Here is a 17,984-nt window from a genome sequence, read left to right as displayed (position 1 = left end):
ATTACAGTCTAAGATTGATATATACCGAGTTTTGGATTCACGTGCCGAAAACTTTAAACTTCCGAAAGCTTATGAGAAGAAAGTATCATCAATTACTAATATATATACGCGGCCAGAGATAGAAATTCTGTATATTCTTTACCATAATGACTATTCAAAATTTGCTAATCAGACAGATAAGCCCAGTACTTTTGCCAAGAAGAACTATCATGATGTCCAAAATCTAAAAGCATATGATGAAAACTATGACTTTTGGAATCAGCATTTTGACAGACTTATCGATGTTTTAGAGCAGTATCGAAAGCAGAAACATAGGTCGGAGCATGCAATCTATGACTTGTTAAAATAAGGAACAATTTAGCTGAAGCGACTTCCAATTACAATCCCCCTAAAGGCAACACTTGAAATAATCAGAGTGCCTTTAAGGGGATTTTTTGTAGCAACAATATCGTTATCAATTCAGAAAACATTTCAAACGAAACGCTGCTCAAATTGAGTGGCGTTTTTTGATTACCAGCGTTCAAAAATAGGACAACCGTTTGCTCGTTTATCACTTGACACACGTATGAAATCGGTTCCGTAAATTGGTTGACGAGTGAGCAAACTTAAGTAATTTCAGTACTTGGCTGTGGATTCATTAATTTCGTAGTTGAGTAAAAAGCTTTACCTAATTTAAATTCGTAATTTTATCTAAATGGCAAAAAACAAATGCGATGATAAACAAGTTTTGCTATATTAGTGTAAGTAATTCTTGGTCTATTTTTTAATATATTAATAGCGATAAAAGGATTACCAATTGCATTTATAAACTGTTTGTGGGAGATGAGGAGCGTAAGAGTATGGATCAATTATTTAAGTTGAAAGCGGGGCGTCTGATACAAAGAGCGATAATTGTTTTTGTAACAATGGTGACGATTTTTTCTGGGTCTTTTGCATCATTGTTTGCTGGGGCAATAACCGCTCATGCTGACGACACGACTGCTAAGATTGAGTACGATGATAAAAGCGGTACGCGATACACCGACATTGACTCGGAACAGATTTTCTTGTTTTGCATGAATAACAAGATGCATTGGCCGTCCACGGGAACCAGCTATGCCCAGGTGACGGCTGGTCTGACTGCTGATGACTTTGATTCGACAGCTGCTTATGAGAAGTTTCAAAGCAAGCAGGATGAGTTTTGGAATCGACTCAAGGCCATTTTGTACATGGGGTATTCACATAACGGGTTAGGCATGTACACGGTTGGTGATGCACCAAAGGCATTGACGGAAACCGAGTATAACGAATTGTTGAAAGTGCCGGATGTTTTGCGTCAAGACTTTCATGACGTTCTTGGTGATGCAACGTTTACTTTTAGCAACTATAATAAGGAAACGTTGAAAGATTTCTTTGAGGCGGTTTATAAGCTAGGTGCTACTGGCACGACCAGTTCTGGTTTGACGCGACAAGAGATTCAAAGCATGCCCTTTTATAAAGCCGCTTTTGTTTTAGTCAACTATGGCAACGATGCTTTAAGTGCTTATCCAAGTATGTATCCAGATTCGGTCTATCTGACGTCCGGCCAAGCCAGTTCACAAACTCAGGCCGCGGTTTGGAAGCTGATGGATGAATATGGTATCAAGAACAACGACGGCAGTGTTTCAATCGACAGCTTTGGGCAACAATTGCTGGACCAATCAGCAACGGTCACGGTTCCCAATGCTGCGCCAGCCGAAGACGATCTCAGTATTGATGGAGACCCAACCTTTACTTATCATGATGGCAAGTGGTATTCCGGCAAACTAAAGCTGGCGGTTAAGGATGGCTCGTCGTTAGCGGATTATCAAGGGACCTACACGCTGAACCTGCCAGATGGCGTGACTACCACGACTGGTGAAACCACCGTTAAGTCAGGCGAGGAGTTCCAGCTGGTCAGTGATACGCGGCCAAGTACTGATGATTCGATTACCGCGTCAGCCAAGATCGTTTATCTCAAGAATATGAACGTTTACCGACCAACTGCTGATAAAGACACCTATCAATCAATGATCGGGGCGGCATTTGGCGAGAAGACCGTCAGTGCCAAGTCAGCGTTCAAGGTTGAGGATGAAGGCACGCTTAAAATCGTTAAGTATGCTAAGGACGCGGATGGCAAGGCCGATGACTCGCAGCCAATTAAAGACGTTGAATTTACGATCACGGGGCCGAACGACTATTCCAAGACGGCTAAGACTGATGAGAACGGTGAGATTTCTTTGTCAGGCTTAACGCCAGGCAAGTACACGATCACCGAATCAGATGTAACCGACGCGGAACCAAAAGTTGAGGCTCCCGATGCTGCTGATAAGACCCAGACAGTTACGGTTGAAGCTGACAAAACTAAGACGGTCACGGCAACCTTTAGCGATAAGCTGACTAAGGGTAACCTGGAAGTCGTAAAATATGCCAATGACGCGGATGGTAATGTGGATACATCCAAGCCAATCAAAGGCGTTGAATTTACGATTACCGGGCCCAAGGGATACTCGAAGACAGCCACGACTGATGAGGAAGGCAAGATCGCGCTGACTGATTTGGCGCCTGGTGAGTATACGGTTGAAGAAACCAGCACCAGCAAGTCAAATCCTAAGGTTGAATTGCCAACTGACGGCACGACACAAACGGTAACCGTTAAGAACTCTACGGATGTCGAAACGGCAACCTTCAGTGACGAATTGACGACTGGCAACCTGGAAATTACTAAGACGGTTAAGGAATCCGATAACACGCCGGTTGCCGGGGTTGAATTTACGATCACCGGACCGAACGATTACTCCAAGACCGTTAAGACTGATGAAAACGGCAAGATTTCGCTAAAAGGCCTGACTCCAGGCGAATACACGGTCACGGAATCAAGCGTTGATGGTGCCAGTCCCGCGGTTGAAGCCCCATCAGCTGGTGACAAGACGCAAACAGTCACGGTTGCAGCTGACAAGACAGCCACGGCTAAAGTTTCCTTCAGTGATGAATTGACTAAAGGCAGCTTAAAGATTATTAAGTACGCCAAGGACGCGGATGGCAAGGCCGATACCGCTAAGCCGATTGCCGGGGTTGAATTTACGATCACGGGGCCAAACGACTACTCCAAGACGGTTACGACCGATAAAAATGGTGAGATTTCACTCGAGAAGTTGGCGCCGGGCGAGTACAAAGTTACCGAATCAGATGTTTCCAAGGCTAGTCCAAAGGTTGAAGCGCCATCAGCTGTTGACAAGACACAGACGATTAAGGTTGAGTCAGATCAGACTGCGACAGCGACCTTCAGTGACGAATTGACGACTGGCAACCTGGAAATCATTAAGACGGTTAAGGGATCCGATAACACGCCGGTTGCCGGGGTTGAATTTACGATCACCGGACCGAACGATTACTCCAAGACCGTTAAGACTGATGAAAACGGCAAGATTTCGCTGCAAGGCCTGACCCCAGGTGAATACACGATCACGGAATCAAGCGTTGACGGTGCCAGTCCCGCGGTTGAAGCCCCATCAGCTGATGACAAGACGCAAACAGTCACGGTTGCAGCTGACAAGACAGCCACGGCTAAAGTTTCCTTTAGTGATGAATTGAAGCAAGATAAGACTGGTACGTTTACGATTCAAAAGTACATCAAGGATACGACGACTGGCGTCAAGGGCGTGCAGTTCAAGATTACGGGGCCGGATTCACAGGTTGACGGCAAGACCTTTACCACGGATAAGGATGGCAAGATCACACTGCCAGCTGAGCTGAAATCGGGTACCTACAAAGTTACTGAATTGACGACAGCTGGCAAGGGCTTTACCGGTGAGGTTGAGCTGAAAGAGCAGACGGCTTCAATTACGATTGGCAAGGATGGCAAGACGGATCAAAGCAACGACACGCTGGTATTTGAGGACAAGGCAGCAACGAGCTCTAGTTCATCAAGCTCATCGTCAAGCAGTTCAAGTTCTAGTTCATCGAGCTCGTCATCCAGCAAGCCAAGTTCTAGTTCATCAAGCAAGCCAAGTTCTAGTTCATCAAGCTCGTCGTCAAGCAAACCAAGTTCTAGTTCATCGAGCTCATCATCGAGCAAGCCAAGTTCTAGTTCATCGAGCTCGTCGTCCAGCAAGCCAAGTTCTAGTTCATCGAGCTCGTCGTCCAGCAAGCCAAGTTCTAGTTCATCAAGCTCGTCGTCAAGCAAACCAAGTTCTAGTTCATCAAGCTCGTCATCCAGTAGCTCAAGTTCTAGCTCCGAAAAGACTGGTACGTTCCTGATTCAAAAGTACGTTAAGGGTACGACGATTGGCGTCAAGGGCGTGCAGTTCAAGATCACGGGGCCGGATTCACAGGTTGACGGCAAGACCTTTACCACGGATAAGGATGGTAAGATCACACTGCCAGCTGAGTTGAAGAGCGGCAAGTACACGATTACGGAATTAACGACGCCAGGGGATGGATTTACCGATACTGTTGAACTATTGGCGCAAACCAAGACGATTACGATCAAGGCTGATGGCACCACTTCAGCAGCCAATGATACCGTTGTCTTTGAGGATAATGCCAAGACCAGCTCGAGTTCATCCAGTGAAAGCTCAAGTTCGTCGATTAGTTCCAGCTCATCCAGTTCAATGAGTTCAAGTTCGTCGATCAGCTCGAGTTCATCCAGTGAAAGCTCAAGTTCATCGACTGGTTCCAGCACCTCTAGCTCAATGAGTTCCAGTTCTTCGATCAGCTCGAGTTCATCCAGTGAAAGCTCAAGTTCATCGACTGGTTCCAGTTCTTCCAGTGAAAACTCAAGCTCATCGATCAGTTCCAGCTCGTCATTGCCGGTCAGCTCAGAATCATCAAGTTCCGAGACTTCCTCGAGTTCATCTGATTCATCCAGCGCACCGGTAACACCAGCGGAATCAAGTTCTTCTAGCGGTACGGAAATATCAGGTGTTGAAAGTTCTTCCACCACCTCAACTTCTGCCAGCGCGGTACCAACGACGCCAAGCGCGCCCGCGGCATCCTCCAGCTCGGCTAAGAAGTCATTTGTTTCCGGTTTGCTGCCACAGACTGGTCAAGCCAAATCACTGCTCTGGATTCTGCTTGGGGTTGTGATTGTGGCTGGGGTAGCAATCAAGCTGTATCTAGATAAGAAGAAAAAATAATCGCTGAGACGGATCGATCAAGCAATTGATTGACGTTCAAAGCAGGCGCGGCTCTCAAATGAGGGTCGCGTTTTTTATTTTGCAGGGTCTCGATTCTGCTTTCGGCGCAAAATAAGCTCAAATTGCATCGAAAAATAAATTACAGACTATAAAGAAGAAAGCATGAATAAGATTCCTTTACTAAAAGGCAAAACACCTTGTTGAGCGATGATGATATTTTAAAGTACCACGCGCTGGAACGACTGTAATTTAAACATTTCTAAAGCCCGCGCCTGATGCGAGCTTTTTTTTTTTAGGCTCGTTATAATAAAAGAAGCTAAATTACGAAAAAATGAGGAGCACGGCTTATGAAAATTTTGATTGTTGATGACGATAAAGACATCGTTCAATTATTAGAAATCTATGTCCGCAATGAAGGCTATGAGCCAATCACGGCCTACAACGGCAAAGAGGCCCTAACCAAATTAAACACCAACCCAGATATTAGCCTGGTAATCCTAGACATCATGATGCCAGAAATGGACGGGATGGAAGTTATCAAGCAGGTGCGCAAGGATTCATCAATTCCAATTTTGGTGGTTTCGGCCAAGACAACGGACATGGACAAGATTCAAGGCTTGATCACGGGGGCCGATGATTATGTCACCAAGCCTTTCAATCCCCTGGAGGTCATGGCCCGTGTCAAGTCCCTGCTGCGGCGGAGTAAAGGCGATCTGACCAACGATGAGCCGGATGTCTTGAACGTTGGCCCGTTGGTGATTAACAAGGATTCCCACGAGGTCAAGACGCTCAAGGGTGATACGATTCAGCTGACGGCGCTGGAATTTGGAATTTTGTACCTGCTGGCCAGTCATCCTAACCGTGTTTTCAGTGCGGATGATATTTTTGAACGAGTTTGGCAACAGGAGTCCGTGGTTTCGGCTAAGACGGTCATGGTTCACGTCAGCCACCTGCGCGATAAGATCGAAGCCGCTACCGGTGGCGAAAAGGTCATCGAAACGGTGTGGGGCGTTGGCTACAAGGTTGAAAGCCACTAGTTTTGATTTGTTAGATGAGGTCCGGCGCTCAGATAAATGGGCATTGGGCCTTTTATCATGTTTGGTCGGCAGGCTCGCGGTATTTACGTGGGCGGTTAGGGGGTAAAGTTTGAAGTTAACTACGCGTGAAAAGAGCTCGCTGTTTTTTGAGGGCGTCTCAACGGTGATTTTGCTAGCGATGATCAATCTGGCCATCGTCGTGATTCTGCAATGGATCGTGCGGCATAATCCCGGCGTCAACAGCGGGATCTTCATCATTAAACAATCCTTGGCGTTTGGCCCGATGGAGATTCGTATCTGGAGCTATCAGCGCATCGTGATCAGCATCATGCTGATAATCGATGTCTGGGTCGTCTGGTGGCGCTTGATGCGGCGCTACCGGCAGTATCAAATGGACCACATTATCAGAGAACTGCATTACATCGCGCAGGGACATCTGGATCACCGCATTCCCTTTAAGCTCAATGGTTCGCTGCAAGACGTCATCACCAGCGTCAATACTTTGGTTGACAGCGTCGTTCAGTCAATGGACGATGAGCGGCAAGTAGAAAAGTCCAAAGATGAGCTGATCACCAACGTCAGCCACGACCTGCGCACGCCGCTGACCAGCATCATTGGCTACCTGGGTTTAATCGAAAACAAACAGTATCATAACGAGCAGGACATCTTGCAATATACCCACATCGCCTACGAAAAAGCCGTGCAGATGAAGGGAATGGTCGATGATCTGTTTGAATTTACCAAGGTGCAGCAGCATGGTGCCCCCCTTAACCTAATAAAGGTTGATCTGGATCCACTGCTGGAACAGGTCAGTGCCAGTTTTGAGCTGGAAGCCAAAAAAAAGGGAATTGAGATTTCCACGCATGTTGATCCTAAACCGTTAATGATTGAAGCTGATCCGGAAAAACTGGGCCGGGTCTTCAGCAATCTGGTGGCAAACGCCTTGAAGTATGGTCATGGGGCCACCTGGATCAAACTTTCGGCCACGCGCTACCATGACATGATCATCGTGAAGGTTGCCAACAACGGGGAACCGATTCCGCAAAAGTCGCTGAAGCACGTCTTTGACCGGTTCTACCGTGTTGAGTCATCGCGCTCTAAAGCGACTGGCGGGACTGGGCTGGGCCTGGCAATTGTCAAGGGTGTCGTGGACCGGCACCATGGTCAGGTCTCGGTAGCCTCTGATGAAAAGGAAACCGCCTTTACCGTGGTGCTGCCAGCCAGTCAAACCGCGCCATCAGAAGCAGCGGTCAATGGGGACTCTGCCAAAGCGCAGCCAGCCGAATAGCATTGTGACTACTGGCTGTAAAATGCCGGCAGTTGAGTGATTATTGATAGCTGAGTCAGCTAAGATCGGCCAAGGCGCCAGCCAGCTGAAATTAACTGACTGGCGCCCAGCGAATTTGGTGCCATAAATCAATGCAGGATCGGGCTGCCGGTGCTGCATTTTTTGAGTCGGCAATATTGTATGCATGGGCTGATCATGATAACGCTGCACATGAGCAGTTCGTGCTGGCAGTTTGCCCTTGCTTAACGATCAGCAAAAACCGAACTAAATCGGGCTATTCTGGTATTCTTTAAAATTTAAATATGTTAGACTGGAATTGCATCGTGTTCAAAGGAATACGAGATAAAAGATGAAAAACAATTAAATTAAATGCTGGGGGATATACTTTTTGGCTAAAGCACAGCAAATCAATCCAGAAGGTGCCAGATGGCTGCAGGTCTTGGGCGTTTCAATGCCGCTTTGCCTGAGTTACGTGCCAATTGGCGTTGCCTGTGGGATTTTGTTACACGCCGCGGGGATGAACTTCCTGCTGACGTTTCTTGTTTCGGTGATGGTTTTCTCCGGTGGGGCTCAATTCATCTTGGCTTCACTGTTGATGCTTGATGCACCCATCTCCTCAATCTTTATGACGCTGTTTTTCTTGGAACTTCGCTATGCATTGCTGGGATCAAGTCTTTCCAAATATATGCAAAACGAGTCGCAGCGCTTCGTCTGGCTGTTTTCTGTTTCGATGAACGATGAAAACTATGCCGTCAACTATCTGAAATTCGCGACCGACAAAAACTGGACGCCAAAAGACGCCTTAATGGTTGAGCATTACTCGCTTTTATCATGGGCAGGGGGTAATATGGTCGGCGGTCTGATCGGTAGTGCCGTGCACATCGATCTGGAAATCGTTGACTTTGCCTTGACGGCGCTGTTCTTATACATGATCGTGATGCAAGTGCGTAATCACCTGTCATTGTTGATCAGTCTGGTTTCCGCGGTACTGGCAGTCATCTTCTTGAGTCTGACCAAGAGCACGCTGGGAATCATCATCGCGACTTTGATTGCTTCGTTTATTGGTTTCATGATCGAAAATACGGTTCGCCAACGTTCTGATCATCCTGATGATGCCTGGATCATGCGCAAACTGTTCCGACCGGCTTCATCGCGTGATACGATCAGCGACCGCCAAGAAAAGGACCGAGAAGCTGAGGTCGAGGCCGAGCTGAAAGCCGAGTTGCAAGAAAAACTGCAAAATGATGCCAAAACCGATGAAGCAGCCAGTGATTCGGCAGCGGTCAAGCAGGAGAGCAAGAAATCGAGTGGAGATAAATAGACATGAGTGATTTATTAACTGGTATGCCGGTACTATCATTGGTGCCCAGTCATCACAACCTGACCTATCATTTGATCGTCATCGTGATTGCGGCCTTCGCGGCATTTATCCCGCGCTACTTCCCAATGCGTTTCTTTACCAATCGAAAGATTCCGCTCTGGTTTAACGAATGGATGAAGTACGTGCCGGTCAGTCTGTTTACGGCATTGGTCGTTAAGTCGATCTTTATGAGCAAGACCTACGCCTTTGTGCCATTTGGCCATGTCAGTCAGATCCTGGCAGCCGTTATCGTAATGATCGTGGCCTACTTTACACGATCCATGGCCGTTTCGGTAATCGGTGGGCTGGCCGCGGTCTGGCTGATTTCTTTGGTGATTTAAAATATTTGCGAATAATTGAAGCGTCATTTTCAAGTGTATGATGGTCGGGTTCTGAGGCCAATCATCATGGGCGGCCTTGCGTCGGAACTGTCCGCGCCGGCTGAAAATGGCGCTTTTTAAATTTCACTGGGGCTTCACTGTTAAGTTGTTGTAGTGCATCTTACTTTTTTGCCAAATTGTCATGTCCGAAGCGGCAGTTGTTCCTGCGATTTGGTTTTGTCGTTGATTTTTAAGTTCTGGGTCTGGCCAGTCGTTAATGGTGCGAGCGGGTGGATTTCAGCTAAGTATTGGCATCATAAAATTGTCTAGCCCCGCCGTTGATTCGGTCATGAGTAGCGGTTTCGGTTAAGTTCCGGTGATGGGACGGTTTGAAAAGCTGATTTGGCTCCGTCTTTGTGAAGAAAAATAGGGATGTGGAGTCTGAGGGGGCCAAATTACCTACTATTGGCTGATTTGAGGCCGAAAGTAGGTAATTGTATATTCGGCCAGCTTAACTTTACCTACTTAAGATGATTTTTCTTCAAATAGTAGGTAAAGTTGCATAATTATGGGTTGATTGGGCCAGACCGACTTTGTGAATTACCTACTATTTGGAGATTTTTTCCAAATAGTAGGTAATGTTAGGATACCCTAACTCGATATACATTGATTTTTACCTACTATACATCGCTTTTTCGAAAAAAGTAGGTAATGAGATTTTCGTCATATGTCATTATGCATGATTTTTTGTATAATTCGGTCTAATGAGGTTTGGCAACGACTTTTATGACAACCAGTCAGCTGAATTTACAGGGAGGAAGTCAATTTTGAACGGTTGCGCCACCCGCTTATGTACTATTTTGGGCAAAGCGGGTACTACGAGCTTTACATCTGCGGCAGATTGGCTGTTGGTAGGGTTCCATCGGTAGGTGTTCGACTGCAGGCAGAGATAGGCGGTTGCCTGACGCTGGGACTGCTGACGATTTTTCATTGGTGGCGGTTAAAATGTCTGCACCAGTCAATTCGCCATCCTGTAATCAATCCGTTAACTTCCAGCCGAGTAGTCATGTTATCGCTTGGTTGGGTTTGAAAATGGCGCTTTTTCATTTTGTGTTAAGTCAGCTGGGGCGATTCATCTTATAATTAAGCCAAGTATTGATAAAACGAGAGGGGCAATTTAATGAAAAAAGCATATTTGATTCATGGGACCTCCACCCGCGATGATGACTGGTTCCCATGGCTGGAAAAAGCGGCACGACCGGAAATTGAGCTGGATCGACTCTGGCTGCCCGATCCGTTTGCCCCGCAACCGGCAGCGTGGAATCAAGCGGTTGACGATCAAATCAAAGCCGAAGATGGCATTACGCTGGTAGCGCATAGTCTGGGCTGCATAACGGCAGTACGCTGGCTGGCGCGGCATAACGTTAAGAACGTGGGCCTGCTTTTGGTAGGGGCGTTTGATCAGCCGCTGCCAGACTACGCGGGTTTAGATGAATTCATGCAGGGCGGGGTCGACTATCGCCAAGTGCGGCCCAAAATCAGCCGTGCGACCGTGATCACAGCGCAAAACGATCCAATCGCGCCTTACCAATTTGGGGTTGCCATGGCCAATCGACTGGGGGCCAAATTGATCGTACGTCTTGATGGCGGGCATTTCTTAACCAGCGATGGCTTTACGGAATTTCCGCTAGCATTGACGGAGCTAAAACGCGTTGCCAGCGTTGCCTGACTTGGTGGTCATTACGACTAGCATTGATATTAGATTTATCGCCAGCTTTATCTTCAAAATAAAAAGATCCGCCATACTGAAAACGTGACGGATCTTTTTATTTATCGCTGATTGCTCATGTAGTCGCGGGTCATTGGCAGGTGCTTGCCAGACGCGCCTTTAGTAATCAAAAACTGCATAACATCGATGTTGCCGGATTCAAACGAGGCCGCGCACGCCTGCAGGTACAGATCCCACATGCGCGTGAACCGTTCGCCCATCATATCTTGAATATGGGCGCGGTGTGCATTAAAGTTCATGTCCCAGATTTCCAGGGTACGCTGATAGTGACGCCGCAGCATCTCGATATCAGCGATCTGCAAGTTGTTTTCAACGATATGACCAACCATTTCCTGCAGCCCTGGTACATAGCCGCCAGGGAAGATATACTTATTGATCCAGCCGTTGTAGGCCCCGCCTTGCTGCCGAGTGATGCCGTGAATCAGCGCTACGCCATCGTTAGTCAGATAGCGGGCAACGTCTTTAAAGTACAGGCCCAGATTTTCCTTGCCGACGTGTTCGAACATCCCCACGGAAACGATGTAGTCCCATTGCCGATCGCCCAGTTCACGATAGTCCATTAATAAGACCTCGGCGACGTCCTGCAGATGTTCTTCTTCAATCTTATTTTGGACCAGACGATACTGTTCTTTACTCAGCGTAACGCCGGTAACCTTCAGCCCGTATTCACGCGCGGCCGTCAGCATCAAGGTGCCCCAGCCGCAGCCAATGTCAAGCAGTGTCTTGCCTGGTTGGGGATGCAGCTTATTGATGATGTGGTGGACCTTAGCAATTTGCGCGGCCGTCAGATCGTCACGGTTGCCGTTGGTAAAGTAAGCGCATGAATAGGTCAGCGTGTCGTCCAGCCATAGCTTGTAAAAATCGTTGCCGACGTCATAATGGCTCTGGACGTCACTGGCGCTTTCCTTTTCACCATGACTCTGTTTGGGCAGTATTCGGCGGAACTTGCTGCTGCGCATAAAGCTGTCCTTGCTTTCGTAGGCCGCTTCAATGACTTTTTGAATGCTGCCGTCAATTTCAATTTTCTTATCCATGAAGGCCTCGCCTAAAGCGATTGAAGCGTTTTTGGTCAGGTCGCGTACTGGAATCTTCTCGTTGAACCGGATCGTTGCTTGCGGCTCGCCATTGCCGTAGACGACTGAGGAGCCATCCCAGAAAATGATTTTAACGGGGATGGTAAACGAGCGACTCAGCAGGACTTTATAAAACGTCTTTTCCAACATGAAAATTTCCTTCTTTCCAATCCATATGCACGTTATTATACACCTCGCAGTAAAATTAGGCGGAATTTGAGTCATGACATGCTATACTTAGGCTAAATTGTCTAAAAATAGGAGGGATTGGATGGTCAATGCATGGCATCGATTCATCGATAACGTACCATTAAGGCGGTTTGCGGTGTTGGCACTGTTGATCTGGGTGCTCTATTTGGTGCGGGGAATGCTGAGCGCGATCCTGCTGACGTTTATCTTTACATACATTGTAGTGCATTGGGTTCGCTTCGTGCAGCGCTGGCTTCCCAAACTGCCCTCGTTGCTGGTAGTCTTGGTAACTTATGCCGTTTTGATCGCGGCGGTTTATTTTGCGGTGACCAAATACCTGCCGTTGCTGATTACGCAGATTATCAAGATGGTTAATTCAGTCTTGAAATTCTATCAGTCGCAGGACGGTTCTTGGCTGATCAAACAGCTCAATCATTACATTAGTGCCAAAACCGTAACGGCCCAGGTCAAGCATGGCATCAACCTGGCCTTTTCGACTTTGACCAGTTTGACGAAGATGGCAGTGACGTTCTTTATGTCATTTATTCTGAGTTTCTTTTATACGATTGAGCTCAAGCAGATGTATTCGTTCAGCCGATTGTTTTTGACTAGTGATCTGTTCAGCTGGCTGTTTGAGGATATCTACTTTTTTGGCAAAAAGTTCGTCAATACGTTCGGCGTGGTTTTAGAGGCCCAGTTCTTCATCGCACTCTGCAATACGGCGCTGACGACGATCTGTCTGATGTTTATGCATATGCCGCAGATTCTGGCGTTGGCTTTGATGGTCTTTGTTTTCAGTCTAGTGCCGGTTGCTGGGGTGATCATTTCTCTGATTCCGCTGAGCATGGTTGGCTACTCGGTTGGCGGCATTCGTGATGTGATCTACATCATCATTATGATTATTGCAATTCATGCGTTAGAGTCGTACGTCTTGAATCCCAAGTTTATGTCCAGTCGCACGGAACTGCCGATCTTTTATACGTTCGTAGTGCTGATGGTCAGTGAAAAGCTGTTTGGGACCTGGGGCTTGATCGTCGGCGTGCCGATCTTTACTTTCCTGCTTGATATTATGGGCGTAAAGTCGATTGGCGACAAAAAACAAAGTGAATAGCTTTAAAGACCAGTATTGATTAAATCAGTACTGGTCTTTAATTATCCAACAGGTGAATCCAGTTTGAGCGTTTTGAATAGTCGATTATGGGGATGATTGGAGAATTTAGACATGTTCACATCAAGGAGACAACGGCAAGAATCTGTGCTGACGTAAAGATGAGCGGAGAGGTTGTAAAAGCAGCCATCAAGCAAGGGCTCAGACTTGAACTATGTGAAAATAACGGATCGTTCAACGATGACTTGTGATTGATTAGCACAGCCGCAATTAATTGATACTGCGATTGTTTAATCGTTATCGGTCGACGTTGTAACGAAACGATTCAGGGGATTTGAGCTCTGCCATCATGGTCGCTGTCGCCGTCGTAACAAAGCAATCCAGGGCATTATTATTGGGAAACTACTCTTGATTGTCGATTTGACGTTTGGGCTGCTTGTTAAAAATGTTTAGCGGATGAAATATGCAAAGATTCCTGTATAAAACATATGACAAAAATATCATTACCTACTTTTGTCGAAAAAGCGCTGTATAGTAGGTAAAATTCGTTGTATAAAACTGTTTTCAGAGACAATCCGGGTGTGTCTTACCTACTTTTATCGATAAATTTCAATATAGTAGGTAACTGGTTGAGACCAATTAATTAGAATATACAAAATTACCTACTATTAGCAAAAAAGACGGCAATAGTAGGTAAAAATACCAAGACTGGTTATGCGTTACCTACTATTGCTATGAAAACGCAAAATAGTAGGTAAATCATGAATGAGTGGTCAAGTTTGATGATAGAGTAAATGGCCAAACTGCTGATGTTTACCGCTGGCGTAACAACAGTGCATTGAATTTGCGAGACGAATGGTCAAACTGCTAATGTTGCTATGGCAATGAGGCAAGCGGAACGCAAATAATTGCTTTACGATGTTGTCTGGTCGGTGATCTGGAAATGGTGGAGTTACACAATGCTAAATGGCCAACGATTAAGCAGCCGATGTGTGAACCTCAAGTCAGTAAAGTTTTACTGAGTTAGTCTGCTTAGCTCAGCACCAAAATAGGTACGCGCCACGTCTCAGATTATCAAGAGCGTGGTAATCTGAATTAAGAGTTTGTCCTGGGTTCAATTCGTCAAGCAATGTGTTGGTCAACACCGCGGCTGCTGTTTCAGTCACGCTCGGTCGATAAGCTGCTGATTGTCACTGATTGTCAAAAACGACTGCTTCAAATTGTTGATTAAGACAAAGTTAAAAATAAATTAAAAAACATATTGACTTTCTAATGATCGGCTCGTAGACTAAGAAACATCAAATATTTACTACGGCAAAAGAAAGGAGCCATGGATCATGAAAAAGCAATTATTCGAACAACTTAACAACATGGCTCTTCAATTGAACGCCCTACTGCTACTGCAGGTCAAGGACCCGGTTGCGTGATTAAGCATTTTTGCTGATCAGCGATTGAGCCCTTCTTTCTGTTGGCATGAGGGCCGATCGATACCGGTTAAGAAAAGCCCTCATTCCATTGCGGATGAGGGCTTTTTTCTTTGATCAAATGCAGTCAGCAAAATATTTGATTGATTGAATGATGAGAAAAATTAAACAAGGGGAGTCAGGCTTATGAAGATTAAAAATAAGAAAACGGGGATTGCCATAATGATGGCAGCCATGACCATGATGGCAGCAGGATGTTCCGCAACTGGTTCGCAAAAAGGCAACTCAGCTTCTGGCAACACCGTTAAGGTTGGGGTCAACATGGAACTGTCTGGCGCGGCCGCTGGCTATGGTCAACAAGAAGAAAACGGGATCAAGCTTGCCGTTCACGACATCAACAAAAACGGCGGTATTAAGGTTAACGGCAAGAAGATGAAGATCAAGATCATCACGCGCGACAACAAGACCTCAACTTCAACGGCGGCTTCGGTTGCTTCACAATTAACCACCAAGGACAAGGTTGTTGCTACGGTCGGTCCCGCAACGACCAACGCGGCTACGGCAGCTATTCCAAACCAGACCAAAGCGCAGGTGCCATTAGTTTCACCAACCGCGGCTGATCCTAGCTTTACGCGGACTAAGAAGGGCGGCGTTCAAAAGTACGTCTTCCGGGCCCAGGCACAAAACAACTACCAAGGTCAAGTGGCTGCCAACTTCGCCAACACGCATCTGAAGGCTAAGCGCGTAGCTATCTTGGCTGATAACTCCAGTGACTACGGGACGGGACTTGCCAAAGCATTTAAGAAGAACTTTAAGGGTACGATCGTTTCAACGCAGTATTTCCAAGAAGGCGACAAGGACTTTAGCTCTTTGATCACGGCTATCAAGAACAAGAAGATCGATGCCATCTACGTTCCGGGCTACTACTCTGAAGTCGGTGTAATTATTAAGCAGGCTCGTGAAGCCGGAATTAATGCCCCAATCATTGGTTCTGGTGGAATGGCAGATCCAAAGCTTGCCAAGATTGCCGGTGCTTCAAACGCAACCAACGTTTACTACACGACGCCATTCTCCACGATTACGGCTAAGAACAATGCCGAAGCTCGTAAGTTTATGAAGGAATACAAGGCTAAGTACGGTCAAACCGCACCAACCTACTCTGCATTGGGCTACGATGCGACGATGATGGTTGCCAATGCCATCAAGAAGGCCGACTCAACCAATTCCAACAAGATTACGGAAGCCTTGGCTAAGACTAAGAACATGAAGGGAGTTACTGGTACGATTTCAGTTAACAAGCACCATGACCCACAAATGAAGATGTCGGTTGAACAAATGACCAATGGCAAGGTTGTCGCCGGCTACACTGTTAAGTAATTAAAGAAAGGGGGCACCAACCGTGCAAATCTTTATGCAGCAACTGATCAACGGTCTCTCGCTCGGCAGCATCTACGCGCTGTTGGCTTTGGGATATACGATGATCTATGGGATTATCAAGATTATTCACTTCGCGCATGGTGACGTCTATATGCTGGGGGCGTTCTTCGGCTACTATACGATCAACGTTTGGCATTTCAACTTTATCATGGCGCTGTTCGGCTCAATGATCTTCTGCGCTCTGGTGGGCATGCTGATCGAGTTTGTCGCATATCGGCCGCTGCGTCATTCATCACGGATTGCCGTTTTGATTACGGCGATTGGGGTGTCTTACTTTTTGGAAAACGGCATGTCGGTCCTGTTCTCTGGCGACACCCGTGACTTTCCCCAGGTAATCAAGCAGGTTAACTATGAATGGTTCGGCATTCGGGTAACCAATATCCAGCTGTTGATCTTTGCAACCACGATTATTTTGATGATTATTTTGCAGCTGATCGTTAAGAAAACCAAGATGGGACGGGCAATGCGGGCTGCCGCGGCTGATCCCGTGGCAGCTGAACTGATGGGGATCAATATCAACGGTACGATTTCATTTGTCTTTGCAATTGGCTCGGCTATGGCTGGCGCGGCCGGCGTTTTGATTGGCCTGTACTACAACTCGATTGAACCAACGATGGGGCTGACGCCAGGGATCAAGGCCTTTGTCGCCGCTGTCGTTGGCGGTGTCGGCTCCATTCCAGGGGCAGCGGTCGGGGCCGTGATTATTGGCTGTCTGGAATCACTGATGCAGGCGATTGGTTTCTCTGCTTTCAAGGATGCAGCCGTCTATGTTGTTTTAATTATCGTATTGCTGTTCTTGCCAGCAGGTCTGTTTGGCAACAAGCAGCCAGAAAAGGTTTAGGGAGGCGCGAAGATGAAAACACGTTGGCAGACCATTGCCATCTGGTTCGTCTGCATGGCAGCCGGATATGGCATTATCTATGCTGGTGAAATGACTGGCGTGGTTGATACTTTTATCGAGAACATGTTGGTCATGATGGGCATCAACATCATCCTGGCCGTCAGTCTGAACCTGATTGTGGGCTTTTCTGGTCAGTTTTCGCTGGGCCATGCCGGCTTTATGGCAATTGGCGCCTATGCAACGGGAATTATGACGCAAACTGAATCAACATTTGCAGGACTGATCTTTTCCATGATTACCGGCATTGTGATTACGATTGTGATTGCTCTGATCGTTGGGATTCCAACCTTGCGGCTTAAAGGCGACTATTTAGCGATTGCGACGATGGGGGCGGCTGAAATCATCCGGCTGACCGCCAATAACTTAAAGATTACCAATGGACCGGCTGGACTTTTTAACATTCCCCAGCTTGCCACTTGGCCGCTCGTTTACATTATGATGTGTCTGACGATTATTATCGTTGCCAATTTTGTTCACAGTAAGACGGGTCGGGCGATTCGCGCGGTTCGCAATGACGAGCTGGCGGCCACGGCCATGGGCATCAACGCAACTAAGTACAAATTAATGGCCTTTGTAATGGGCGCGTCACTGGCAGCTGTAGGCGGTTCACTCTATGCTTCCTACTTGCAGAGTATTGCCCCAAGCAATTTCAACATCATGGAGTCGGTTTCGATTCTGATTATTGTTGTTTTAGGCGGTATCGGTAGCATTACTGGATCCGTAATTGCTGCCGTCGTCTTAGGCGCAATCGACACGATTTTGCAAAACTTCGGCTCGCTGCGGATGGTTATCTACGCGGTCATGCTGATTGTCATTATGCTTGCTAAGCCAAGTGGTTTGATGGGCCGACGCGAGTTTTCAATTGGCAAATGGCTGGCGAAACGTACGGCCAAAAAGCAGGCTGCCGCTGAATCATAGAAAGG

Annotated in this window: 11 protein-coding genes and 1 pseudogene; 11 read left to right on the top strand and 1 reads right to left on the bottom strand. The window is 46.9% G+C overall.

Features of this window, described 5'->3' with window-relative positions; genetic code table 11:
* From ACLUWI_RS07550 to ACLUWI_RS07520, 7 genes and pseudogenes are all read left to right on the top strand, one after another.
* A pseudogene (locus ACLUWI_RS07550) lies at positions 1–349 on the top strand (N-6 DNA methylase); the annotation flags it as partial.
* Between the two features lie 490 nt (positions 350–839).
* Positions 840–5,135, top strand: coding sequence for a SpaA isopeptide-forming pilin-related protein (locus ACLUWI_RS07545; protein WP_412146804.1), 4,296 nt, complete (start codon positions 840–842; stop codon positions 5,133–5,135).
* Positions 5,136–5,482: 347 nt separating this feature from the next.
* On the top strand, positions 5,483–6,172 hold the full coding sequence (locus ACLUWI_RS07540) for a response regulator transcription factor (protein WP_006499325.1): 690 nt from the start codon (positions 5,483–5,485) through the stop codon (positions 6,170–6,172).
* A gap of 109 nt (positions 6,173–6,281) precedes the next feature.
* Complete coding sequence (locus ACLUWI_RS07535; protein ID WP_412146803.1) at positions 6,282–7,460, top strand: sensor histidine kinase; 1,179 nt, start codon at positions 6,282–6,284, stop codon at positions 7,458–7,460.
* 388 nt (positions 7,461–7,848) lie between these two features.
* Complete coding sequence (locus ACLUWI_RS07530; protein ID WP_033934865.1) at positions 7,849–8,781, top strand: AzlC family ABC transporter permease; 933 nt, start codon at positions 7,849–7,851, stop codon at positions 8,779–8,781.
* 2 nt (positions 8,782–8,783) lie between these two features.
* On the top strand, positions 8,784–9,161 hold the full coding sequence (locus tag ACLUWI_RS07525) for an AzlD domain-containing protein (RefSeq protein WP_052133604.1): 378 nt from the start codon (positions 8,784–8,786) through the stop codon (positions 9,159–9,161).
* A 1,159-nt stretch (positions 9,162–10,320) separates the two neighbouring features.
* A complete protein-coding gene (locus ACLUWI_RS07520) occupies positions 10,321–10,869 on the top strand; it encodes an RBBP9/YdeN family alpha/beta hydrolase (protein WP_412146802.1) in 549 nt (182 codons plus the stop codon).
* Positions 10,870–10,970: 101 nt separating this feature from the next.
* Here ACLUWI_RS07520 and ACLUWI_RS07515 read toward each other — a convergent pair whose 3' ends face one another.
* The gene (locus tag ACLUWI_RS07515; RefSeq protein WP_412146801.1) at positions 10,971–12,152 is read right to left on the bottom strand and encodes a class I SAM-dependent methyltransferase; all 1,182 of its coding nucleotides are present in this window, start codon (positions 12,150–12,152) and stop codon (positions 10,971–10,973) included.
* A 121-nt stretch (positions 12,153–12,273) separates the two neighbouring features.
* Between ACLUWI_RS07515 and ACLUWI_RS07510 the strand changes: the two genes are divergently transcribed.
* The 4 genes from ACLUWI_RS07510 (at position 12,274) to ACLUWI_RS07495 (ending at position 17,979) form a co-directional block, all read left to right on the top strand.
* Complete coding sequence (locus ACLUWI_RS07510) at positions 12,274–13,302, top strand: AI-2E family transporter (RefSeq protein ID WP_412146800.1); 1,029 nt, start codon at positions 12,274–12,276, stop codon at positions 13,300–13,302.
* Positions 13,303–14,909: 1,607 nt separating this feature from the next.
* Positions 14,910–16,100 (top strand): ABC transporter substrate-binding protein, encoded by a 1,191-nt coding sequence (locus ACLUWI_RS07505; RefSeq protein ID WP_412146799.1) that lies wholly within the window; start codon positions 14,910–14,912, stop codon positions 16,098–16,100.
* 22 nt (positions 16,101–16,122) lie between these two features.
* On the top strand, positions 16,123–17,001 hold the full coding sequence (locus tag ACLUWI_RS07500) for a branched-chain amino acid ABC transporter permease (protein WP_048345601.1): 879 nt from the start codon (positions 16,123–16,125) through the stop codon (positions 16,999–17,001).
* A 12-nt stretch (positions 17,002–17,013) separates the two neighbouring features.
* Complete coding sequence (locus ACLUWI_RS07495; protein WP_412146797.1) at positions 17,014–17,979, top strand: branched-chain amino acid ABC transporter permease; 966 nt, start codon at positions 17,014–17,016, stop codon at positions 17,977–17,979.
* The last annotated feature ends 5 nt before the right edge of the window (positions 17,980–17,984 follow it).

Origin of the sequence: Limosilactobacillus mucosae, from assembly GCF_046939755.1 — a bacterium.
GTDB lineage: Bacteria > Bacillota > Bacilli > Lactobacillales > Lactobacillaceae > Limosilactobacillus > Limosilactobacillus mucosae_A.
The sequence above is the reverse complement of the archived record's forward strand: the minus strand, read 5'-3'. Positions and strand labels throughout refer to the sequence as shown.